The organism is Arthrobacter gandavensis, from assembly GCF_039528575.1.
Classification (GTDB): Bacteria; Actinomycetota; Actinomycetes; order Actinomycetales; family Micrococcaceae; genus Arthrobacter_B; species Arthrobacter_B citreus_B.
In genome coordinates this window covers 444,032-464,369 of record NZ_BAAALV010000007.1, presented here as the reverse complement: position 1 = coordinate 464,369, position 20,338 = coordinate 444,032, and the positions used below count along the sequence as shown (strand labels likewise).

The window sequence follows — 20,338 nt, the reverse complement described above, 5'->3', positions numbered from 1 at the left end:
CCTAGCTGCTGTACGCCGAGTTTTCGTGGACGTAGTCCGTGGTCAGGTCGTTCGTCCAGATGGTCGCGGACTCGGTGCCGGCAGCGAGGTCGATTTCAACGCTGACGGCCCGTCCGGTGAGGTCCACACCGTCGCGCGGTTCCCCGATGCCTCCGCCCCGGCAGACCTGCACGCCGTTGATGGTGACATTGATCTGGTCAGGTTCGAACGCGGCGTCGGTGGTGCCGACGGCTGAAAGCACCCGGCCCCAGTTCGGGTCATTCCCGAAGATGGCGGTCTTGAAGAGGTTGGAACGGGCGACGGCGCGGGAGGCGTTCTCGGCGTCGGCCACCGTGGCAGCGTTGAGCGTGGTGATGGCGATGTCGTGGCTGGCGCCTTCGGCGTCGGTGATCAGCTGCTGGGCCAGGGAGTAGCACACCTCGGTGAGTCCCCGGGTGAATTCTTCGGTGTCCGGGGTGGTTCCCGACGCGCCGGAGGCCATAAGGATCACGGTGTCGTTGGTGGACATGCAGCCGTCGGAGTCGGTGCGGTCGAAGGTGACGGCGGTGGCGGCGCGCAGCGCCGCATCCAGGGCAGCGGCGTCGAGGTCCGCATCCGTGGTCAGGACCACCAGCATGGTGGCCAGGCCCGGTGCCAGCATGCCGGCGCCCTTGGCCATGCCGCCAATGCTGTATCCGGTTCCGGTGAAAACTGCCTGCTTGGAGACCGTGTCCGTGGTCATGATCGCTTCGGCAGCCAGCGCACCGCCGTCGGAATCCAGTGCCCGGACCGCAGCCTCGGCGCCCGGGAGGAGCTTGTCCATGGGCAGCTGCTCGCCGATCAGGCCGGTGGAGCAGACCAGGACGTCGTTCGCGGAAATGCCGAGCAGGTCGGCAACCTTCTCTGCGGTGGCGTGGGTGTTCTGGAAACCCTGCGGGCCGGTGCAGGCGTTGGCGCCGCCGGAGTTCAGGAACACGGCGTCGGCCCTGCCGTCGGAAATCGCCTGGCGTGACCAGTGCACCGGGGCTGCCGCGACCCGGTTGCGGGTGAAGACCGCTGCTGCTGCCTTGGCGGGGCCGTCGTTGACCACCAGGGCGACGTCGCGTCCGCCGGAAGCCTTCAGGCCTGCGGTGACACCGGCGGCACGGAACCCTGCCGGTGCGGTGATGCCTGCTGCTGCGTTGGTGCTCATTACGGTGCTACTCCCTGCAGGGTGAGCCCGGTGGTCTCTTCGAGGCCCAGGGCGATGTTCATGGACTGGACAGCGCCGCCGGCGGTGCCCTTGGTGAGGTTGTCGATCACGGCGGAGACAATCACGCGGCCGGCGTGCGGATCGTAGGCGAGCTGCAGGGCGGCGTAGTTGGAGCCGACCACCATCTTGGTGGCCGGCCACTGGCCTTCGGGCAGCACCCGGACAAACGGCTCATCGGCGTAAGCCGCTTCCCACGCCTGGCGCAGGGCGGCGGCGTCGACACCGGGTCGGACCTTCGCCGTGGCGGTGGTGAGGATTCCCCGGGCCATCGGGGCCAGCGTCGGAGTGAAGGAAATGGAGACCTGCTCCCCCGCAGCGGCGGAGAGGCCCTGTTCGATTTCGGGGGTGTGCCGGTGGCCGCCGCCCACACCATAGGGGCTCATGCCGCCCATCACTTCAGAGCCAAGGAGGTGCGGTTTCGCGGCTTTGCCCGCGCCGGAGGTGCCGGACGCGGCCACGATGACGACGTCGTCGGGCTCCAGCAGGCCGGCAGCAAACCCGGGAGTCAGGGCCAGCAGCGAGGACGTCGGGTAGCAGCCGGGAACAGCGATCCGGCGCGCGCCGCGGATCATCTCGCGGTGGCCCGGCAGCTCGGGCAGGCCGTACGGCCAGGACCCGGCATGCGGTGAGCCGTAGAACTTTTCCCAGACGGCGGGGTCGGTGAGCCGGTGGTCCGCTCCGGCGTCGATCACCAGGGTGTCTTCGGGCAGCTGGGCGGCGATCTCCGCGCTGGCGCCGTGCGGCAGTGCCAGGAAGACGACGTCGTGGCCGGCCAGGTTTTCAACCGTGGTGTCCACGAGCACCCGGTCCGCCAGTGCATGCAGGTGGGGCTGGAGTTCACCGAGCCGCGATCCGGCATTGCTGTGGGCGGTGATGGCACCAATTTCGACGCCGGGGTGGCCGGCGAGCAGGCGCAGGACTTCGCCCCCGGCATAGCCGCTGGCACCTGATACAGCTACGGAAATCGTCATGCCATCCACCCTACAGCAGTTTTATGCATGAGGCTTCATAACTATGCAATATGACTCCGGTGGGCCAGAATCCGTGCCTCCCGGCAGCCCCCGCCCTACGATGGTTCGAAGGTTCGCGAACCTGTTTACAGCCGCCAATCCACCGGAAGAGGCATTCCATGCATAAGGCCATTGTCGTCCCCAAAGCGGGCGGACCCGAAATCCTGCGCTATGAAGACGTGGACCTTCCCGTTCCCGGACCCAACGAGCTGCTGGTGAAGGTGGCTGCCGCGGGCGTGAACTTCATCGACACGTACCAGCGCAGCGGTGTCTACAAGATGGATTATCCCTTCATTCCAGGTTCCGAAGCCGCAGGCACCATAGTCCAGGCAGGGATGGACGTAGCCGCTTTCAGCGACGGGGACCGGGTTGCGACCGCAGAGGGCGGCGGAGCCTATTCCGAGTACATGCTGCTGGATGCGTCCAAGGCCCTGCCCGTGCCCCGGGGCGTGAGCAGCGAGGTAGCCGCCGCCCTGCCGCTTCAGGGCATCACGGCGCATTATCTGTGCAACTCCACCTACCCCGTCCAGGCCGGGGAAACCGTCCTCACCCATGCCGGTGCCGGCGGCGTCGGGCTGCTGCTGACCCAACTGCTCAAGGCCAAGGGCGCCACCGTGATCACCACCGTTTCCACGGATGAGAAGGAAGCGCTGGCGTCCGCGGCCGGCGCTGACCATGTGCTGCGCTACGACGGCTTCTCCGACCGGGTGCGCGAACTGACCGACGGGCACGGCGTGGACGTCGTGTTCGACGGCGTCGGGAAGGCTACGTTCGACGGTTCCCTGGCCAGCCTGCGTCCGCGCGGCATGATGGTGCTGTTCGGCGGCGCCTCAGGCCAGGTACCTCCGTTCGATATCCAGCGGCTGAACGCCCTGGGCTCGCTCTATCTGACCCGGCCGACGCTAAGGGATTACCTGCTCAGCGCCGAGGAGCGGCAGTGGCGTGCCCGCGAACTGTTCGACATGGTGGAGGCCGGAACCCTGGACGTGCGGATCGGCGCAACCTACCCCCTGGCCGACGCCGCACAGGCACATGAGGACCTCGAAGGCCGGAAGACGACCGGCAAGGTGCTGCTGGTTCCGTAGCGCCGGCCCGATTGTTGCCGTCTCCGTTCCCCTGGCGCTGCCTCGGGATTCGCTCCGCTTTGTGACAAACGCTCCGGTACGCCGCGGAGGGAACGCCACAAACGGGAGCGATCTGCACAAACCGGAGCGATCCCGATTCTCTCGACAGTGTTGCCATCCGCACCAACCCGTCATATCGTTTATCAATATTATTGACAATCGATATGGGGAATGATGACGAACGTGACGCACACCAGAAAACCGAAGTCCGGCCAGTTGGCGGTGATCTCGGTTTGGATCGTTGCCTGCCTCGCAGCACTCGGTAGTGCTGCGGAGGCATTCGTGACGATCTTCGGCCGGACTCCGTTGGCCTTCGGGGGTGCTGATCCGCGGGTGCAGCTCGTTATGCTCCCCCAAATCACTCAGGCGGAACTCCGTGAGGGTGCAGTTGGCTATCTGGTGGATATTCCGTTGTGGCTGCGCGTGCTGTGTGCGACCCCTGCATTGCTTTACATTGTCATGGCACTGGTGGCCGCGTTCCTCATCGCGAGAGTCCTGCGGGAAATCTCTGCCGGACGGCCGTTCACAGCGCGGGTACGGAAGAATCTACTGGCCCTTAGCTTTCTCCTGATTGGAGCTGGGCTTCTGTACGGCACGCTCGACGCTACGGCAAACCGGGCCGTCTTTGAGGTGGCGAGCAATTTCGGCACCGAAGGTTTCCCGCTCGGCGCGGATTACGCAGCAATCAGCACCGACGCTCCCCGGTGGCCGTACTTCATGATCACCAGCGGCGTCGTTGGCCTGGCGCTCTCCAGCGCTTTCAAGGCAGGCGGACGGCTGCAGGAAGAGACGGACGGACTTGTCTGACACTCGATCCGCTGCCGAGCCAGCCAGCGGCCACCGAGTGGTGTGCCATCTGGATGAGGTGCTGCTCCAGCGGGGAATGACGTTGACTGAGCTTTCAGTGCGGACCGGCATAACCATGGCAAACCTTTCCATCCTCAAAACGAACAAGGCCAAGGCCGTTCGGTTCACCACCTTGACAGCCGTCTGCGACGCTCTGGAAACCACGCCGGGCGAACTCTTCAGCATCGAGCCTCGGACTTGAAACTGTTTGTCAGCGTCTAGGCCCGCTGCCGGCTTGCCGGTTCCGCTCCACTTTGTGGCAATCGCTCCGATATGCCGCGGAGCGATCTGCACAAAGCGGAGCAGATCCGGGTTCTGTTGCCGGTTTGGGGGTTGCTGCCTGATCCAAGCGGCAGCAGAAGTGCGAACCGGTCGGATCTTCCTGAACCGGCAGCAGAATCACCGCGCATCCCCCGCCCCGTGTCCGATACCTCGGCTGCACTGTGGGCGCCGCGCGTTTGTGCGAGACTCGACCCCATGATGAGCGCACAAGGCCCGGATCGGGTCGCGCAGGTCGACGCCGTCAGCATCGCACTCGCCGCTGCCGGCATTCTGAGCGGCAACCTGCTCGGGCTGCCGCCCGACGCACAGGCGGCCCAGCTGATGCTGCTATTCACCGGGCTCGCCGCTGCCCTCCAGGTGATCAGGGACCGCCGGGCCGCCGCAAGACACGAAACCTTCCGCACATTCCAACCAACAGGCAAGCGCCTGGCGGGAACTCTGCTGTTGCTGGGAGTAGTCGTCGTCCCCGTAGCTCTTTACGTCAGCTCGATTCCGGGGCACGGTTGGATAGCGATCGGATATCTGCTGATTGGCATGGGAATGACCGCCCCGCTCCTGGTGGCGAACCGGAAAACCAGTTCGGCAGATCCCGTGGGCAACCGTCCTCACTGAAAGGCGGCAGGATTATGCAGTCGGACCCGGCGCAGGAGACCCTGGCCCAGCGCATCCGGGCGAGCCTTGCCTCCCACCAAGACGTCCGGGAGAAAAACATGTTCGGCGGCGTGGCTTTTATGGTGGACGGACGTCTGACGGTGTCGGCTGGCCGGGTCGGGAACCTGCTGGTTTGTGTGGATCCGGCGGATTACCGGGAGCTGCTCGCCGTCGGCGGCCAGCCTGCCTTCATGGGCGCGGGCCGTCCGATGGGCGAAGGATGGATGAACGTTCCCATGGACATCATCGCGGACGATGAAGCTCTGGACTGGTGGCTCGCCGTGGGGCGTACGTCGCGGGGCGGCTAGCCCGGATCGGCGAGCAGAGCAAATTCCTGCCGCAGGTCCGTGCCCTCCGCGTGCAGCACCACTTGCATGCCTAACGCCTTGGCTGCTTCGATATTCGCCGGATTGTCGTCGATGAAGACCACGTCTTCGGGGGCTGCACCCAGGCCGTCAAGGACGTGCCGGTAGATCCGTTCATCCGGTTTGACCATGCCCAGCCGGCCGCTGAAGTAGCGGGCAGCAAAGAACGCCGGCCAGGACGCCTCCGACTCGTACCGGTAAGACATCTCCGCGGGCATATTTGAGAGCAGCGCCAGCTGCGCACCTTCCCCGGCCAAGAACTCCAGCACTTGGTGGGTGCGGGGATTGGGCCGCGACCACTGTCGGGCGTCGAGCTCCTCGAGCCGGGCCAGCTCGTTCTCATCCACACGCCGGCCGAGGACCGAAGCCCAGTAATCCGCGGGACTTAGCTCACCGCCGTCGTACTCCAGCCGGGTGGCCCAATAAGGACTCGACGCGGGCTGCAGATCCATGCCGGTGGCGTTCCGAAGCGCGTCCCAGTCTTCCGGGAGCGGCGCGGCAGAGATCACCATGCCGTAGTCGAAGAGGTACCAGGTGCCGGGGCGGGAAAGAGTATTCACCCCCTACAAGCTAGCAAAAAAAACGCAGAGCCCCACCGGAAGATTCCGGCGGGGATCTGCGCTTTTTCAGGTGGAACTACCGCTGCACGGCACCAAAACGCTCGGCAGCCAGCGCGACGGCGGCGGCCCGGGATTCGGAGGCCTCGTCGGCGGTCAGCGTGCGGTCATCGGCGCGGAACCGCAGGGCAAAGGCGAGGGACTTGTGCCCCGGCTCGATGCCCTTGCCGGTGTAGACGTCGAACAGCGCGATGTCTTCCAGCAGGTCGCCGGCACCTTCACGCAGGGTTTCCAGCACGGACTCTGCCGGGATGTCTTCGCCCACAATGAGCGCCACATCCTGCGTGGTGGCCGGGTACGTGGAGATTTCCTTCGCCACGATGACGTCCGGAGCAGCATCGAACAGTGCATCGGCATCGAGCTCCAGCGCCACGGTGCGGGCCGGCATATCCCGGGCTGCGAGCAGCTTCGGGTGCAGTTCGCCCGCGTAGCCAACCGTTTCGCCGCTGCGCAGCGAGATCTTGGCGGTGCGTCCCGGATGGAAAGCCTGGTGTTCGCCCTGGCTGATGACCAGTTCGACGCCGAGCACGTCGCCCATGATCCGGGCGGTGTCGACGGCGTCGGCCCAGTCCCAGGCACGCGGAGTGTGGCCGGCGCCGGCGGGTGACTCGTGGCCGGTGAACAGCACGCCGATATGCAGCGGCTGGTCCGGGATTCCGTTATAGAGGCCGTCGAGGACCTCTTCCGAGGGCTTGACACCCAGCGGCGGAATCGACTCCGTGCCGTTCTGCTCCCCCGGAAGGAAGACGAGCGCGGATTCGAAGAGCGCCAGGTCCCGGAAGCCGCGTGAAAGGTTCCGCTTGGCGACGTCGAACAGGCCCGGCAGCACCGAGGTGCGCAGGTAGCCGAACTCGGCGGAGAGCGGGTTGGCCAGCTTCACGGCCGGGCGTTCTTCGCCGGCCACCGGGGTGCCGAAGGTGTTGTTGTCCGCTTCGGTGACGAAGGGGTAGGACAGCACTTCGGTGAGGCCCGACGCCGCGAGGGACTGCTGCAGCCGGCGGCGCTGCTGCTGGACGCGGGTCAGGCCGCGGCCGGGAGGAGCAACCGGAAGGGTGGAGGGAATCTTGTCGTAGCCCACCAGCCGGATGATTTCCTCGGTGAGGTCCTCACGGGTTTCCAGGTCGGTCCGCCAGCTCGGGGGAACTACCCGGAAGCCGCCGTCGGCCTTTTCAACGTCTGCGCCCAAATCGGTGAGCGTGCCGGTGATCTGGTCCTCGGTGAACTCCAGGCCGATCAGCCTGGCCGGGAAGTCCGCCGGCAGGAAGATGCTGCGGGTTTCCGGTGCGGTTCCGGCGTCGGTGATGGATTCGTCGGCGGTGCCGCCGGCGAGTTCCACCAGGAGGTCGACGGCGCGCTGGGCAGCGATGTCCGCGACGTACCAGTCAACGCCGCGCTCGAAGCGCTTGGACGCCTCGGACGGGAGCTTGTGGCGGCGGCGCGAACGGCCAATCGAGACTTCCTCGAAGTGGGCGGCCTCAATCAGGACGTTCTGTGTGGCGTCGGAGACCTCGGTGGCATTGCCGCCCATCACGCCGGCGATGCCAATGGCACCGGAGCCGTCAGTGATCAGCAGGTCCTCGGGGTCCAGCGTGCGGACCTTGTCATCCAGGGTCTTCAGCGTCTCGCCCGGGTTGGCGCGGCGGACCACGATCTCGCCCGTGAGCTTGTCCAGGTCGTAGAAGTGCAGCGGCTGGCCGAGCTCGAGCATCACGTAGTTGGAGATGTCCACGACCAACGAGATGGACCGCATGCCGGCCAGGCGCAGGCGTGAGGACATCCACGGCGGCGTCGGGCGGGTGGGGTCCACGCCGCGGACGGTGCGGGCCACGAAGCGGTCGCAGCCGGCCTTGCCGTAGATCGGGGCTTCGTCGGCCAGGCGCACCGGGTACCCGGCGCCGTCGGCTTCCGGAACCTCCACCGTGGCCGCGGGGTCGGTGAACTTGGTGCCGGTGGCGTGGGCGTACTCGCGGGCAGCGCCGCGGATGGAGAAGACGTAGCCGCGGTCCGGGGTGACGTTGATTTCCGCCGCCTGGTCGTAGAGGCCCAGCAGCTCCATCGCGTCGGTGCCGACCTCGGGATCAAGACCCAGGGTGGAGAGCACCAGGATGCCGTCGTGGTCTTCGCCGATGCCGAGTTCACGCACGGAGGCGATCATGCCGGCGGAAACGTGGCCGTAGGTCTTGCGCGGGCTGATCCGGAAATCACCGGGCAGCACGGCGCCGGGCAGGGTGACAACAACCTTGTCCCCCACCTCGAAGTTGTGCGCGCCGCAGACGATGCCCTGCACACCGGACGGGTCAATGCCGTCACCGGTCAGCGTCTGCTCAGCGCCCTCCGGCACCACCCGGACGGAGCACCAGTTGATGGTCTTGCCGTTCTTCTGCGGCTCGGGCTCCTTGGAGAGCACCTGGCCGACCACGATCGGGCCCTGCAGTTCGTCGGTGGGACGGTGGACGTCCTCTTCCTCCAGGCCAACCTTGACCAGTTCTGCCATCACGTCTTCGGCGGTTGCATCCGCCGGCACCTGGGCGTACTCGCGCAGCCAGGAAAGTGGGATTCTCACTTAGATCTCCATCCCGAAGTGTTCGCTGAAACGTACGTCGCCTTCGATCATGTCCCGCATGTCGGATACTTCGTTGCGGAACATGAGGGCACGCTCAATGCCCATGCCAAAGGCAAAACCTGAATAGACCTCGGGGTCGATTCCCGCGGCGCGCAGCACGTTGGGGTTGACCATGCCGCAACCGCCCCACTCGATCCAGCGCGGACCGCCCTTGGCGCCGGGGTGCCAGATGTCCAGCTCGGCGCTGGGCTCGGTGAACGGGAAGTAGTTCGGGCGCAGCCGTACCTTGGCTTCGTCGCCGAAGAGCACACGGGTGAAGTGCTCCAGGGTGCCGACCAGGTCTGCCATGGTGAGGCCCTTGTCGATCGCGAGGCCCTCGAACTGGTGAAACACCGGGGTGTGCGTGGCGTCGAGTTCATCGGTGCGGAACACCTTGCCGGGACACAGCACGTAGATCGGCAGGTCGCGCTCGAGCATTGAACGGACCTGCACCGGGGAGGTGTGCGTGCGCATCACCAGGTGCGCTTCGGGGGGCTCCACGAAGAAGGTGTCCTGCATTTCGCGGGCAGGGTGGTCCGGCTTGAAGTTCAGGGCGTCGAAGTTGAACCATTCAGATTCGACCTCGGGGCCCTCCGCGATTTCCCAGCCCATGCCCACGAAGATGTCGCTGACGCGGTCCTGCAGGGTGGAGAGCGGGTGGCGTCCGCCCATGCGGCGGCGGCGGGGAGCTGCGGTGACATCGACGGCTTCCTCGACGAGGATCCGGGCGTCGCGCTCGGCTTCCAGCTCCACGGTGCGGGCGGCGAGCGCCTGGTTGATTCGGCCTCGGGCCGGGCCGACTACCTTGCCGGCGGCGGCTTTCTGGTCCTTGGGCAGTCCGCCGATCTGGCGGTTGGCCAGGGACAGCGGGGACTTCTCGCCGGTGACGGCGATGCGGACGTCCTTAAGGGCATCCAGGTCCGCTGCGGAGGCGATGGCTGCGAGCGCTGAATCAACGGCAGCCGCGATGGCTGACTCGTCGAGCGGATTGGGTGCCGCGTTGTCTGGGGAGTCCGTCCCCGGTATGGAATTCGACATGTACCGTTCTTACCTGTTTCCGGCCGTGTTGATGTGGGTGAAAGCAAAAGGGATGCTGCAGGCAAAGGTACGCAGCCTGCGGCTACCAGTCTAACCAACTAACGCCGTCCGCCCCGGCAGTGTGAAGACCGTCCCGCTCACTTACCATGGGCAGCATGAGCCCTGCCAGGCAGTGTTTGTCCCGTAGACAGGCAATGCGCCGCGCACTGAATCTGGTCAACGGCACGACGGCGGCAGGCCTGTTGGCTGCCCGACTGGGCCGGGTGCCGGTGCGGCGCGGCCCCGGGGGCCTGCTGCTGGCCGGAGGCTGGAGCCTTCCGCTCCCCCGCGCGGCAGCCTTCACCCTGGGCAACGTGATCCTTTACCGTTCCCGGGTATCCGGGGCGTTCGCCGTCGAACCCGCATCCGCTCTGCTGCGGCATGAGGCAAGGCACAGCAGCCAGTATGCCGTGCTGGGACTGGCGTTCCTGCCGCTTTACTTCGCCGCAGCCGGGTTCTCCACACTGCGGACGGGAGACCCGGCGTCGTCGAACATCTTTGAGATCCTGGCCGGGCTGGCCGACGGCGGTTACCCACCCCCTCCTTCTTCCCCTCATCGAGATGGCAGAAAGTGCCCGAATAGGGGTGCCTAACGTGCAGTTTCTGCTATCTCGATGAGGGTGAGGGGTAGGCGGTAATTCGAACGTATGTTCTAATTGGTCGCATGAGGTGGCAGGAACAGGAACCAAAAGCACCGCCGACCGCAGATGCACTGCTCCCCCTGCAGGGACTGGTCCGCTCTGTGCAGACACCGGGGTTCGCGGGCGTGACGTTCCATGAGGTCCTGGCGAAATCCGTCCTAAACAAGGTGCCCAAGACTTCCTCGATGCCCTTCGGCTGGACGGTGAATCCCTACCGGGGCTGCAGCCACGCCTGCGTGTACTGCTTTGCCCGCAAGACACACAGCTATCTGGATCTGGACACCGGCGCGGACTTCGACAGCCAGCTGGTGGTCAAAACCAACGCCGGCGAGATCCTACGAAAGGAGCTCGCAAAGCCGTCGTGGCAGTTCGAACACGTGGCCATGGGTACCAACACCGACCCGTACCAGCGGGCCGAGGGCCGCTACAAGCTCATGCCGGACATCATCCGGGCGCTGGCGGACAGCGGAACTCCCTTCTCCATCCTCACCAAGGGAACTCTGCTTGCCCGCGACCTGCCGCTGCTGGCCGAAGCCTCGCAGCAGACCAGCATCAGCATGGGCATCTCACTGGCGCTGCTGGATCCGGAGCTGGCCAATCGGGTTGAGCCGGGCACCCCGTCCCCCAAAGCCCGGCTGGACCTGATCCGGCGCATCCGGGATGCCGGCATGGGCTGCAATGTGATGGCCATGCCGATCCTGCCGTGGCTGACCGACGGCGACGAGTCGTTGGACGCACTCTTTTCCGCACTGGCGGACGCCGGCGCCACGTCGGTCACGGCCGGCGCCCTGCACCTTCGCCCGGGAGCGCGAGAGTGGTACCGGGAATGGCTCGCGCGCGACTATCCTCAGCTTTCGGCACGCTACGACCAGCTGTACGACGGCGGCACGTACGCATCGAAGGAATACCGCCAGTGGCTTGCGGGACGAATCACGCACTTCAAGAAGCGGCACGGTTTCGCCGGCAAAAACCAGTTCCTCGCCACCCGGGGTGCAGCCCGGCCCGCCCCGAAGACGGCGGCCGGCCTGCCCGTGGCAGCCGGCACTCTCTTCTAATTTCCCCGGAGGTCTTGACCGGTGCCGCGGCGAGTCCTAAGTTACAACCAAATGGTTGTAGATGCGTTGTCAGACGAAGCCGTGAACCGCCTGTTCCATGCCCTGGCGGACAGCACACGCAGGGACATCCTGCGCCGTGCGGCCGCCGGCGAACTGTCGGTATCGCGGCTGGCCGAGGCCTATCCCATGAGTTTCGCGGCGGTGCAGAAGCACGTCGCGGTCCTCGAAGCGGCAGGCCTGGTCTTCAAGGTTCGCCGCGGGAGGGAACAGCTCGTGAGCACCGCACCGGACGCCGTCGACCAGGCACACCGCGCGCTGGACGCGCTGGCTGAGGCCTGGGAAGGCCGGCTGAACCGGATGTCAGACCTGCTGCGGCAGGACACGCCCGGGAACGGACCCCGGTAGAGGAGATTAGTCATGAGCGTGAAGAGCATCGACAAGGACTACGACACCCTGACCATCACCGCCCTCGCGGAGTTCGAGGCAGCTCCCGAACAGGTCTGGGAGCTGTGGGCCGACCCGCGGAAGCTCGAGCGGTGGTGGGGTCCGCCAACGCACCCCGCCACGGTTCCGCAGCACGACCTGACGCCCGGGGGCACGGTCACCTACTTCATGACCGGACCGGACGGCGAAACGTACCACGGTTGGTGGGAGGTGATCTCGGTCGAACGCCCGGAGAAGCTGCGCTTCCGCGACGGCTTTGCCGAGGAGGACGGCACCCGCCGGGACGACATGCCGATCTCCGACGTCACCGTCACCTTCGCTGCCCGGGACGGGGGAACGGTCGTTGAAGTCGTGACGGCATTTGCGGACCGGGAGCAGATGGAGGAACAGATCTCCATGGGCGCCATTGACGGCGTGGCCTGCGCCATGTCCCAAATGGACGCGATCCTCGCGGACGCCTGACCCGGCTTCCAGTGGCGGCGCCTCCGGCGGCGGCAGGGCCCCGGCTAGGCGATTCCGGCCGGGGGCTGACCCGCGGCCGCACGAACGGCCGTGACGATCGGCAGGTCCGCCGGAATCCAGGGCAGGTCAGCAAGCTCCGGGGAATCCAAGCGGACCCAGCGAAGCTCATCGTGATCCTCGAGCGGCTGCGGCTTCCCGGCCGAGACCTCCACGAGCCAGACACGCATCGCGGCTTTGGCGTTCAGCGGCCAGCCCTGGTCCAGCGGTCCGGTGACTTCAGCACCCAGAACCACCTCAATGCCCAGTTCTTCGGTGAGCTCACGGTGCAGGGCGGCTTCGCAGGTCTCCCCCGGTTCAACCTTGCCGCCGGGAAACTCCCACATGCCGGCATAGGCTTCCGGGGCCGTGCGCCGAGCAGCCAGCAGGCTCCGCGGCTGGCCCAGGTTATCCACGATCGCGGCTCCGACTACCTGCTTCAGTTCTGAATTCGACACAGATCGAGTCTACGGTGCCCGCTGTCCTAGACTTGGAAGGAACGGCATCGTGGCCGTTTGGCCCCCGGCCAACGGCAGCCCCTGCTCCCGCGCTGGTCCCGGGCCCGCCAGACGCGACCGTGCTTTTCACGGCTCCGCGGCAACCGCTGATCCGAAAGCACCCCCGCACTTATGCCTTCCCTGCGCGTAGCGACGCCCAGAACCCGCAATGTTTCCCTGGCCATCACTGCCCTTGCCGCAGGTGGCTTCGCCATCGGCACCACCGAGTTCGCCATTATGGGACTGCTCCAGGAAATGGTCGCAGAACTGGGTGTCTCCGTCCCCGAAGGCGGGCACGTCATCTCCGCCTACGCCCTCGGCGTCGTTGTTGGTGCGCCTCTTCTTGCAGCCGCCGGAGCCAAGATGCCGCGCAAGTGGCTGGCCCTGGGACTGATGGCGTTCTTCGCCGTGGCCAATCTTTCATCCTTCATTGCCCCGGACTACGGGTGGCTGCTGGTCACCCGTTTCCTTTCAGGACTGCCGCACGGCGCCTTCTTCGGCGTCGCGGCCGTCATCGCCGCCTCCCTGGTGGCGCCTACCAAACGCGGCTGGGCCATCTCCATGGTCATGCTTGGACTGAGTATCGCCAACGTGATCGGCGTGCCGTTCGCCACCTGGCTGGGGCAGCTGGCCGGCTGGCGCTGGATGTTCGTCCTTGTTGGGGCGATTGCGCTGCTGACAGTCGCCCTGGTGGCATGGTTCGTTCCCTTCCAGGCCGCGCACCCCGATGCCAGCATCCGCCGCGAGCTCAGCGCCCTGCGCCGGATGCAGATGTGGCTGGCACTGTTGGTCGGAACGGTCGGCTTTGGCGGATTCTTCGCCGTCTACACCTACATCTCCCCTACCATGACCGAGGTCGCAGGTTTCTCCATGGGAGTGCTGCCGCTGATCGTGGGCCTCTACGGTGTGGGTCAGGTAGTGGGCAACATCGTGGGCGGCCGGATTGCCGACCGTTCGGTGATGGGCAGCATCTACGCCGTCCTGGCCGGTACCGTCGTGATCCTGGCCGTCTACGCCTGGGGTGTGCAGTACAAGGCCGGCGCCATCATCCTGGTCTTCCTGGTAGGTGCCATCGGCTCCGCCCTGACCCCCGCGCTGCAGACCCGCCTGCTCGATGTCTCCCCCGGAGCGGCATCGCTGGCGTCCTCCCTGAACCACGCCGCACTGAACATGGCCAATGCCCTGGGCGCCATGGCCGGCGGCCTGGTGATTGCCTGGGGCTGGGGCTTCCGTTCACCGGCAATCGTGGGTGCCGTCCTGGCTCTGCTGGGGCTGGGAGTTGCACTGCTCAGCGGAGCGCTGGACCGGCGTCGTCCCGCGGGCGCATCCGCTGCCGGGGCTGCTGAAGAGGCGCTGCAGCGCTAGGGCTGTTGCTGCCTCAGCGGTTCTGGGCGCGGGCTGAGGCGTAGAGGCACACGGTCGCGGCCGTGCCCACGTTGAGGCTCTCGGCCTGGCCATAGACAGGGACGGCCACACGGTAGTCCGCAGCAGCAAGTTCGTCCTCGGCCAGGCCCTGGGCTTCATTGCCGAACAGCCAGGCGGAGGGATCTTCAAGCCGAGGGCCGGCATCCGCGGCGTCCGCGGCGGGTGCCAGCCTGCGCAGGGCCGAGGAGTCCTGGAGCGCGTCCAGGTCCTGGCTGCCGTAGCCGTCGGCGGCAAGGATCGTGATACCGGCGTCATGCAGCCGGGAAGAAAGTTCAGCAAAGTCCACCCCGGAGACCACCGGAAGATGGAACAGCGAGCCGACCGTGGAGCGCACGGCCTTGGGATTGTGGATGTCCACGCTGGAGGCAGTGAGGATCACGGCGTCCGCTCCGGCAGAGTCGGCCGCGCGCAGGATCGTTCCGGCGTTGCCGGGGTCCCGCACTTCGCACATCACGGCAAGGAGCTTCGGGCGCGCGGCCAGCACCTCCTCGAGCGACGGCGACTGGATGCGGCACACCGCCACAATTCCCTGCGGCGATACCGTGTCTGCCATGGCTGCCAGGACTTCGTCCGTGGCCAGGCGCAGGGTGGCCTGATCCGCCAATTCGGCCAATTCGGGCAGCCGGTCCAGGCATGCCTGGGTGGCATACGCCTCGACGACGACGCCGGGGCGGCCTTCCGCCAGCGCGGCGCGGTGCGCAATCAGGGCCTCACGGACGGCCTGCGGGCCTTCGGCCAGGAAACGGCCGGTCTTTAAACGAGCCGAACGCCCCGCCAGCTTCGCTGCTTCCTTCACCCGATCAGCTCGGGGGTTGGACATCAGCGGCGCGGCGGAGCGTCCGGCGTCATGCATGTTCAGCAGGTACCGAAATTAGCCCTGGAACTTCTGGCGGGCTTCGCCGCCAGCAGGCTCCAGGCCGGCAGCCTTGGCTGCTTCCACGGAGTTGAACCAGTACTCAGCTTCAGTCTGCTCGTACCAGGTGGAACCCGGGACGTGGTACTTGCCGGTTGCTGCACCCTTGATGACGTAGCCCTCGGGAGCTTCGCCTTCGGAGGCCTTGAAGCCGCCGTCAGCAACGGTGGCGGTGGCAGCCGGGGCAGCCTTCGCAGCAGCCTTGGCGGGAGCCTTCTTGGCAGCCGGAGCTGCAGCAGCAGCGGCCGGAGCGGAAGTGTCGGACGGCAGTGCGTCCTTGGCAACCTGAACCAGGGTGGCGAACGCGTTGGCGTCGTTCACGGCCAGCTCGGCCAGCATGCGGCGGTCAACCTCGATCTCAGCAGCCTTCAGGCCCTGGATCAGACGGTTGTAGGTGAGGCCATTGGCGCGGGATGCAGCGTTGATGCGCTGGATCCACAGGCGGCGGAAGTCGCCCTTGCGCTTGCGGCGGTCACCGTAGCTGTACACGTACGAGTGCAGCAGCTGCTCTTTGGCCTTGCGGACCAGACGCGAACGCTGTCCGCGGTAGCCCTTGGCGCGCTCGAGGATTACCCGACGCTTCTTATGGGCGTTAATCGCCCGCTTCACACGTGCCACGTGCGTACTCCTTAGAAATAGTCCCGCGCACACTACCTGTGCTGCGGCCCCTGACGGGCCGCGGGAAAGTTAGTTGATATATGGAGCAGTCCTTCTCAGAACCGCTGGGGAAGATGGTTACTTGCCGAGCATCTTCTTGATGACCTTGGCCTCGCCCGGGGTGACGATCTTGTCACCGGCGAGACGGCGGGTCAGGCGGGAGGACTTGTGCTCCAGGTAGTGGCGGCGGTTCGCCTGCTGGCGCTTGAGCTTGCCGGTACCGGTCAGCTTGAAGCGCTTCTTGGCGCCACTGTGGGTCTTCATCTTCGGCATGGGAACCGATCTCCTTTGGTTTCCGCGGTACGAACCCGCGGGGATATGGGCACCTGTAACGGTGCCGGGGTTTCCTAGGGACGCCTGGGCGTTCTAGCGGTGCTTACTCCGCAGTGCCAGGCTTCTTCTGGCTCGAGGCTCCCGAAGAGGGTGCCTTGCCAGCAGGCTTGGGCGCGGCGGCCGGCTTCGGCCGGGCAGCGGGCTTCGGCGCGGCCGGCTTGACGGCCGTCGGCTTGGGCACTGCCATGGGCTTGGGCGCTTCGGCCGGCTTTGCAGCGGCAGGTGCCGCAGCAGGCTTCGTGGCCGGCTTGGCGGCAGCAGCCTTGGCTGCTTCCTCCGCACGGCGGGCATCGGCAGCAGCCTTGTCCGCCGCGGCCTTGGCGGCCTGCGCTGCCTTTGCCTTTTCGGCCTGTTCCTGCTCAGCACGGGCCTTGTCGGCTTCTGCTGCGGAAGAACCAAGGCGCAGGCCGTCCGGCAGGAGATCTGCCAGGCTCTGCGTCATGGGCGCCTTGTCGGCACTGGTGTCGACCCGTGCCGGGGCTTCACCCTTCTTGGCGGCTTCGTTTGCAGCCTTTGCCTCGGCGCGCTGGGAGGCGCGGCGGGCTTCGGCCTTAGCTTCTGCCTTGTTCTTGAGGGGGCCGATCACCATGACCATGTTCCGGCCGTCGATGCGGGGGCTGGACTCAACCACACCCACCTCAGCGACGTCCTCAGCGAACTTCTGCAGCAGGCGGATGCCCATCTCAGGGCGCTGCTGCTCACGTCCGCGGAACTGGATCATGGCCTTGACCTTGTCACCCGCGGCGAGGAAGCGAAGGGCGTGCCCGCGCTTGGTCTCGTAGTCGTGGGTGTCGATCTTGAGGCGGAAACGGATTTCCTTCAGGACCGTATTGGTCTGGTTCTTGCGTGCCTCACGGGCCTTGACTGCGGCTTCGTACTTGTACTTGCCGAAGTCCATTAGTTTGCACACCGGAGGCTTCGCCTGAGGTGCTACCTCTACAAGATCCAGGTCGGACTCCGCTGCCAGACGAAGGGCGTCCTCGATCCGGACCACACCTACCTGTTCCCCAGCCGGTCCTACCAACCGCACCTCAGGGACACGGATCCGATCATTGATTCTTGGCTCGCTAATGTTGCAGCTCCTGTTTGACTCAAAACGGCTACCGCCTGCAACTGAAGAAGGCCCCCAATTGCACGCGCAATCGGAGGCCTCGAGGATCGGCCGGCGCTGTTTGACAGCGCGCTTCCGGGAATCATCCGAAGATGCCGCCCTGGAAGGGCCGACCAGAACCCGGCAACTCTGATCCGGCGGTGAGGCTGGATTAATCAGGCTGACGCGGGTGGGAGAGTCTCCGCTTGCATACCGGTCCCGTTACCTGCAACAGCAGCCCACTGATTTTCATCATGTCGGTGAGCTGCTGCAAATAACGTCTACCGGTCGGTCTGTGACAAGCTTACCAGTATGAGTACCCCACAGAGCAATCCGGCTGGCGATTCTGCCCGCCATTCCTTCCCCGGAACCTCCGAAGAAGAAACCCACACCCATTCCGAGAGCCCCGTTTCGGCACAGGTCCGCGACATCGCCGAAGTTCCGGCGGTTGAAGTTATCACCACCGCGGCAGTTCACCTGATGAGCGCCGCCGCCGTGAAGTGCGGACTTGCCGAAGGCGCGGATGCAGAAGACCTCAAGGACCTGGACGAGGCCCGCAAGCTGATCACCGCGCTGGCCGGCTTCGTCACCGCTGCTGCCCCGGAGATCGGCAGCCAGCACGCCGGTCCGTTGCGTGACGGACTGCGTTCCCTCCAGCTGGCCTTCCGCGAAGCATCCTCAGTTCCTGATGCCCCCGGACAGGGCCCCGGCGAGAAGTTCACCGGCCCCGTCAACTAGGTTCCGCACACAGCAAAGGCCCGAAGGATCTCCCTTCGGGCCTTTGCTGTGCCTAGACCAAGGTGCGCCGGGCATTCACCACGGCGCGGGCGCCCAGGGTAATCAGCACCATAAGCGCGGCGGCCGTGCCCGCGAAGGCGAAGCCCGCCCAGGGTCCGACGACGTCGATCGCCATTCCGGCCAGTGGTGCACCGATCGCGGTGCCTGTGGTCAGCGCGGAACCGTACCAGCCCATGGCTTCTCCCCTGCGCTCTTCGGGCACTAGGTCAGCAACCCTTTCGGACGCGGCTGAAAGGACGGGTGCGCACAGCAGGCCGCCGGGAATTGAGAGCAGTGCCAGGGACAGTGTGTCGGTTGCCAGGGACATCGGCAGGGTGAGCACTGCCATGGCCAGCAGCAGCAGCATGGGCGAAATCCGCCGCTTCATGGCACCGTAAATCAGGCCGCCCACCAGCGAGGCGAAGCACCAGGCAGCGAAGACGATGCCCAGCTGGCCCGGGTTGCCGGAGGCTTCCACCAGGGCCACAATGCCGACGTCGCTGCTGGCCAGCAGCAGGCCCGCACCGGCCGCCACCACGAACACCACTGCAACGCTGAGCGTCAGCCAGGAGAAGCCGGCCCCCGCCCGGGCAAGCAGCCCCCCGCGCTGGCCGTCTGCTTCCGCTGCGGCTGCGGCCGCTTCGGTAAGTTCGGCGGCAGGTTCGCCCAGGTGGGCCGGCGCCGAGGAAACCACCGCGGCTGTGGCCGCTTCGACGTCGTGCTCTGTGGCCTCAACCGATTCAGACCTGGTGGGCGGATTGAACCACATAAGGAAAAGACCGGCGCCGGCAGTGCAGATACCCACCAGGGTCAGCCCGACGGCGGTGGAGACGGAAGTGGCGAGGACGGCACCCACTGCAGGTCCGCCCATAAAGACAACCTCGGTGCCGATCGAGTCGAGGGTGAAAGCGGTCCGCCGCTTGTCCCCCTTGGCCAGGACACCGAGGGACTGGCGCACAACGCTGAAGACGGGCAGCGTGAACAGCCCGCCGATCAGGGCCAGCACCAGCAGCCATTCGTAGCTCACGTGGGGTGCCACGGACCAGATCACCGCTTCGGAGATCACCGAGGGGATCAGCGCCTTGCGCAGCCCCACGTTATCCACCCGGCGGCCCCGCCACGGGGCGCCGACGGCGATGCCGATGGTCACCAGGGCGGCAACGACTCCGGCCGCGGCGTACCCCTTGTCCAGGGTGAGCACCACATGGAGGGTCAGGAGCACGCCTGCGGCAGCATGGGGGAAACGGGCCAGCATGCCCACCAGGAGCACACGCCGGACCGGGACGATGGAAAGCAGGTCCCGGTAGACACTAAAGTTCACTGCACTTCTCTTCTGGCCGCTCGGGCCGGTCAGCGCGTGATTTTCAGTTCCAGGGAATCAACACGCTCAACGAATTCAGGATGGCCGGCAAGGCGCTGCTGCAGCGCTGCTGCGAGGGACTGGACGCCCGCCGCGTCAAGTCCTGGTGCCAGCTGGAGGATTACCCTCAGTTCCGGCCCGGCGCCCCCGCCGGAAACCAGCGTACCTCCTGCCGTCCGGGAGGCTACGCCACCGCCTGCGGTGAGGCGCACCTGGCGTACCGCCGATTCCTGGCCGGCGGCTTCGGCAACGATCCCAGCCAGCCCGCTGTCCTCATAGGAAGGCACCCATTCGCGCTGCTGGGCCAGTGCCCACATAGCCGGACGGCGTACCACGAACGTCACATCGCTTCCAGGGTCGATGACCAGCAGCTGGGCCTCTTCAGACACTGCGGACAGCGCCGCCCGCGGAGCATAGACGGCCACCGGACGGGCCTGGGGATGCCAGCGCGAAAGAGCGTCGACCGAGGAGAAGACAGGAAGCGCCTTGCGCCCGTCGGGCGCGGTGAGCGTCACCAGGGCAAGGTCGGCTTCCTTGTCCGCGGTCAGTCCGTGTTCCGAGGAGGCTTCCTCCCCGAGCGTTGCGACGATCGCCACGTAGACCCGCGCCGTGGCCAGCGATTCAACCACGCCGGCCTCGGTCCCGGTCCCGGCCACGAGGGCCTGGACAGCAGCCGTATATCCGGCGTCAGGCTGGCCGTCGTCCTTGTCGAACTGGTGCAGCGGATTGCCTTCACCCTCGAGGCTGCGCCCGGCCCAGGGAACACCGGCGGAATCCGCCGGTCCCCCGGCCGCAGCGAGGGCCGCGGCAATGTGTCCGGGCAGTTCGCGCTTGGCCACGGGT

At 66.3% G+C, this 20,338-nt stretch carries 23 protein-coding genes; 11 read left to right on the top strand and 12 right to left on the bottom strand.

What is annotated here, in order from left to right:
• Position 1 precedes the first annotated feature (1 nt).
• Together argJ and argC are read right to left on the bottom strand one after the other, a co-directional pair.
• Complete coding sequence (gene argJ, locus ABFX29_RS15660; RefSeq protein ID WP_152228432.1) at positions 2-1,171, bottom strand: bifunctional glutamate N-acetyltransferase/amino-acid acetyltransferase ArgJ; 1,170 nt, start codon at positions 1,169-1,171, stop codon at positions 2-4.
• Positions 1,171-2,202: an N-acetyl-gamma-glutamyl-phosphate reductase gene (gene argC, locus ABFX29_RS15655; RefSeq protein WP_152228433.1), complete on the bottom strand. Its 1,032-nt coding sequence runs from the start codon at positions 2,200-2,202 to the stop codon at positions 1,171-1,173. The genes argJ and argC overlap by 1 nt, the downstream gene beginning before the upstream one ends.
• A 158-nt stretch (positions 2,203-2,360) precedes the next feature.
• On the opposite strand from argC, the gene ABFX29_RS15650 reads away from it, so the two are divergent.
• The 5 genes from ABFX29_RS15650 to ABFX29_RS15630 all read left to right on the top strand — a co-directional run bounded on the left by ABFX29_RS15650 (position 2,361) and on the right by ABFX29_RS15630 (position 5,452).
• A complete protein-coding gene (locus ABFX29_RS15650) occupies positions 2,361-3,326 on the top strand; it encodes a quinone oxidoreductase family protein (protein WP_152228434.1) in 966 nt (321 codons plus the stop codon).
• Positions 3,327-3,548: 222 nt separating this feature from the next.
• On the top strand, positions 3,549-4,172 hold the full coding sequence (locus ABFX29_RS15645; protein ID WP_152228435.1) for a DUF2975 domain-containing protein: 624 nt from the start codon (positions 3,549-3,551) through the stop codon (positions 4,170-4,172).
• A complete protein-coding gene (locus ABFX29_RS15640) occupies positions 4,165-4,413 on the top strand; it encodes a helix-turn-helix domain-containing protein (RefSeq protein WP_152228436.1) in 249 nt (82 codons plus the stop codon). Before ABFX29_RS15645 ends, ABFX29_RS15640 begins: the two co-directional genes overlap by 8 nt.
• A 275-nt stretch (positions 4,414-4,688) precedes the next feature.
• Entirely contained in the window at positions 4,689-5,105 is a 417-nt protein-coding gene (locus ABFX29_RS15635; protein WP_152228437.1) for a hypothetical protein, read from the top strand.
• A gap of 14 nt (positions 5,106-5,119) precedes the next feature.
• Positions 5,120-5,452, top strand: coding sequence for a TfoX/Sxy family protein (locus ABFX29_RS15630; protein ID WP_152228438.1), 333 nt, complete (start codon positions 5,120-5,122; stop codon positions 5,450-5,452).
• On the opposite strand, the gene ABFX29_RS15625 is transcribed toward ABFX29_RS15630, so the two are convergent.
• The 3 genes from ABFX29_RS15625 to pheS form a co-directional block, all read right to left on the bottom strand.
• Complete coding sequence (locus ABFX29_RS15625; protein ID WP_246167537.1) at positions 5,449-6,069, bottom strand: HAD family hydrolase; 621 nt, start codon at positions 6,067-6,069, stop codon at positions 5,449-5,451. The two genes, ABFX29_RS15630 and ABFX29_RS15625, sit on opposite strands and share 4 nt — an antisense overlap.
• Positions 6,070-6,145: 76 nt before the next feature.
• Positions 6,146-8,689 (bottom strand): phenylalanine--tRNA ligase subunit beta, encoded by a 2,544-nt coding sequence (gene pheT, locus ABFX29_RS15620; RefSeq protein ID WP_152228439.1) that lies wholly within the window; start codon positions 8,687-8,689, stop codon positions 6,146-6,148.
• Positions 8,690-9,766 carry a phenylalanine--tRNA ligase subunit alpha gene (gene pheS / locus ABFX29_RS15615; RefSeq protein ID WP_152228440.1) on the bottom strand — a complete coding sequence of 359 codons (1,077 nt, stop codon included), beginning with the start codon at positions 9,764-9,766 and terminating at the stop codon, positions 8,690-8,692.
• Between the two features lie 194 nt (positions 9,767-9,960).
• On the opposite strand from pheS, the gene ABFX29_RS15610 reads away from it, so the two are divergent.
• The 4 genes from ABFX29_RS15610 (at position 9,961) to ABFX29_RS15595 (ending at position 12,407) form a co-directional block, all read left to right on the top strand.
• A complete protein-coding gene (locus ABFX29_RS15610; protein WP_246167539.1) occupies positions 9,961-10,398 on the top strand; it encodes a hypothetical protein in 438 nt (145 codons plus the stop codon).
• Positions 10,399-10,469: 71 nt separating this feature from the next.
• Entirely contained in the window at positions 10,470-11,501 is a 1,032-nt protein-coding gene (locus ABFX29_RS15605; protein ID WP_152228441.1) for an Rv2578c family radical SAM protein, read from the top strand.
• A gap of 51 nt (positions 11,502-11,552) precedes the next feature.
• Positions 11,553-11,906 (top strand): ArsR/SmtB family transcription factor, encoded by a 354-nt coding sequence (locus ABFX29_RS15600; protein ID WP_152228442.1) that lies wholly within the window; start codon positions 11,553-11,555, stop codon positions 11,904-11,906.
• 12 nt (positions 11,907-11,918) lie between these two features.
• Positions 11,919-12,407 (top strand): SRPBCC family protein, encoded by a 489-nt coding sequence (locus ABFX29_RS15595; protein ID WP_152228443.1) that lies wholly within the window; start codon positions 11,919-11,921, stop codon positions 12,405-12,407.
• Positions 12,408-12,451: 44 nt separating this feature from the next.
• Here ABFX29_RS15595 and ABFX29_RS15590 read toward each other — a convergent pair whose 3' ends face one another.
• Positions 12,452-12,901: a (deoxy)nucleoside triphosphate pyrophosphohydrolase gene (locus ABFX29_RS15590; protein WP_211372393.1), complete on the bottom strand. Its 450-nt coding sequence runs from the start codon at positions 12,899-12,901 to the stop codon at positions 12,452-12,454.
• A 171-nt stretch (positions 12,902-13,072) separates the two neighbouring features.
• Here ABFX29_RS15590 and ABFX29_RS15585 point away from each other — a divergent pair, with 171 nt between their 5' ends.
• Positions 13,073-14,305, top strand: coding sequence for an MFS transporter (locus ABFX29_RS15585; protein ID WP_152228444.1), 1,233 nt, complete (start codon positions 13,073-13,075; stop codon positions 14,303-14,305).
• Between the two features lie 13 nt (positions 14,306-14,318).
• Here the strand turns inward: ABFX29_RS15585 and ABFX29_RS15580 are convergent, their stop codons facing one another.
• The 4 genes from ABFX29_RS15580 to infC all read right to left on the bottom strand — a co-directional run bounded on the left by ABFX29_RS15580 (position 14,319) and on the right by infC (position 17,298).
• Positions 14,319-15,218 carry a TrmH family RNA methyltransferase gene (locus tag ABFX29_RS15580; RefSeq protein ID WP_152228445.1) on the bottom strand — a complete coding sequence of 300 codons (900 nt, stop codon included), beginning with the start codon at positions 15,216-15,218 and terminating at the stop codon, positions 14,319-14,321.
• 18 nt (positions 15,219-15,236) lie between these two features.
• Positions 15,237-15,896, bottom strand: a complete 660-nt coding sequence (rplT, locus tag ABFX29_RS15575) for a 50S ribosomal protein L20, sunset domain variant (RefSeq protein WP_152228446.1) — start codon at positions 15,894-15,896, stop codon at positions 15,237-15,239.
• A 117-nt stretch (positions 15,897-16,013) separates the two neighbouring features.
• Positions 16,014-16,208: a 50S ribosomal protein L35 gene (gene rpmI, locus ABFX29_RS15570; RefSeq protein ID WP_055240480.1), complete on the bottom strand. Its 195-nt coding sequence runs from the start codon at positions 16,206-16,208 to the stop codon at positions 16,014-16,016.
• 103 nt (positions 16,209-16,311) lie between these two features.
• Entirely contained in the window at positions 16,312-17,298 is a 987-nt protein-coding gene (gene infC / locus ABFX29_RS15565; protein ID WP_246167541.1) for a translation initiation factor IF-3, read from the bottom strand.
• Positions 17,299-17,670: 372 nt separating this feature from the next.
• On the opposite strand from infC, the gene ABFX29_RS15560 reads away from it, so the two are divergent.
• Positions 17,671-18,096: a DUF1844 domain-containing protein gene (locus ABFX29_RS15560; protein ID WP_152228448.1), complete on the top strand. Its 426-nt coding sequence runs from the start codon at positions 17,671-17,673 to the stop codon at positions 18,094-18,096.
• A gap of 52 nt (positions 18,097-18,148) precedes the next feature.
• Here the strand turns inward: ABFX29_RS15560 and ABFX29_RS15555 are convergent, their stop codons facing one another.
• On the bottom strand, positions 18,149-19,456 hold the full coding sequence (locus tag ABFX29_RS15555; RefSeq protein ID WP_152228449.1) for an MFS transporter: 1,308 nt from the start codon (positions 19,454-19,456) through the stop codon (positions 18,149-18,151).
• A 29-nt stretch (positions 19,457-19,485) separates the two neighbouring features.
• Positions 19,486-20,334, bottom strand: a complete 849-nt coding sequence (locus ABFX29_RS15550) for an SseB family protein (protein WP_152228450.1) — start codon at positions 20,332-20,334, stop codon at positions 19,486-19,488.
• Positions 20,335-20,338 lie beyond the last annotated feature (4 nt).

Excerpts from the sequence above, each read along its gene's own strand:
- argJ (WP_152228432.1), bottom strand. The coding sequence starts at position 1,171 with ATGAGCACCAACGCAGCAGCAGGCATCACCGCACCGGCAGGGTTCCGT.
- argC (WP_152228433.1), bottom strand. The coding sequence starts at position 2,202 with ATGACGATTTCCGTAGCTGTATCAGGTGCCAGCGGCTATGCCGGGGGC.
- ABFX29_RS15650 (WP_152228434.1), top strand. The coding sequence starts at position 2,361 with ATGCATAAGGCCATTGTCGTCCCCAAAGCGGGCGGACCCGAAATCCTG.
- ABFX29_RS15635 (WP_152228437.1), top strand. The coding sequence starts at position 4,689 with ATGATGAGCGCACAAGGCCCGGATCGGGTCGCGCAGGTCGACGCCGTC.
- ABFX29_RS15630 (WP_152228438.1), top strand. The coding sequence starts at position 5,120 with ATGCAGTCGGACCCGGCGCAGGAGACCCTGGCCCAGCGCATCCGGGCG.
- pheS (WP_152228440.1), bottom strand. The coding sequence starts at position 9,766 with ATGTCGAATTCCATACCGGGGACGGACTCCCCAGACAACGCGGCACCC.
- ABFX29_RS15610 (WP_246167539.1), top strand. The coding sequence starts at position 9,961 with ATGCGCCGCGCACTGAATCTGGTCAACGGCACGACGGCGGCAGGCCTG.
- ABFX29_RS15605 (WP_152228441.1), top strand. The coding sequence starts at position 10,470 with ATGAGGTGGCAGGAACAGGAACCAAAAGCACCGCCGACCGCAGATGCA.
- ABFX29_RS15600 (WP_152228442.1), top strand. The coding sequence starts at position 11,553 with ATGGTTGTAGATGCGTTGTCAGACGAAGCCGTGAACCGCCTGTTCCAT.
- ABFX29_RS15595 (WP_152228443.1), top strand. The coding sequence starts at position 11,919 with ATGAGCGTGAAGAGCATCGACAAGGACTACGACACCCTGACCATCACC.
- ABFX29_RS15585 (WP_152228444.1), top strand. The coding sequence starts at position 13,073 with ATGCCTTCCCTGCGCGTAGCGACGCCCAGAACCCGCAATGTTTCCCTG.
- ABFX29_RS15580 (WP_152228445.1), bottom strand. The coding sequence starts at position 15,218 with ATGCATGACGCCGGACGCTCCGCCGCGCCGCTGATGTCCAACCCCCGA.
- rpmI (WP_055240480.1), bottom strand. The coding sequence starts at position 16,208 with ATGCCGAAGATGAAGACCCACAGTGGCGCCAAGAAGCGCTTCAAGCTG.
- ABFX29_RS15560 (WP_152228448.1), top strand. The coding sequence starts at position 17,671 with ATGAGTACCCCACAGAGCAATCCGGCTGGCGATTCTGCCCGCCATTCC.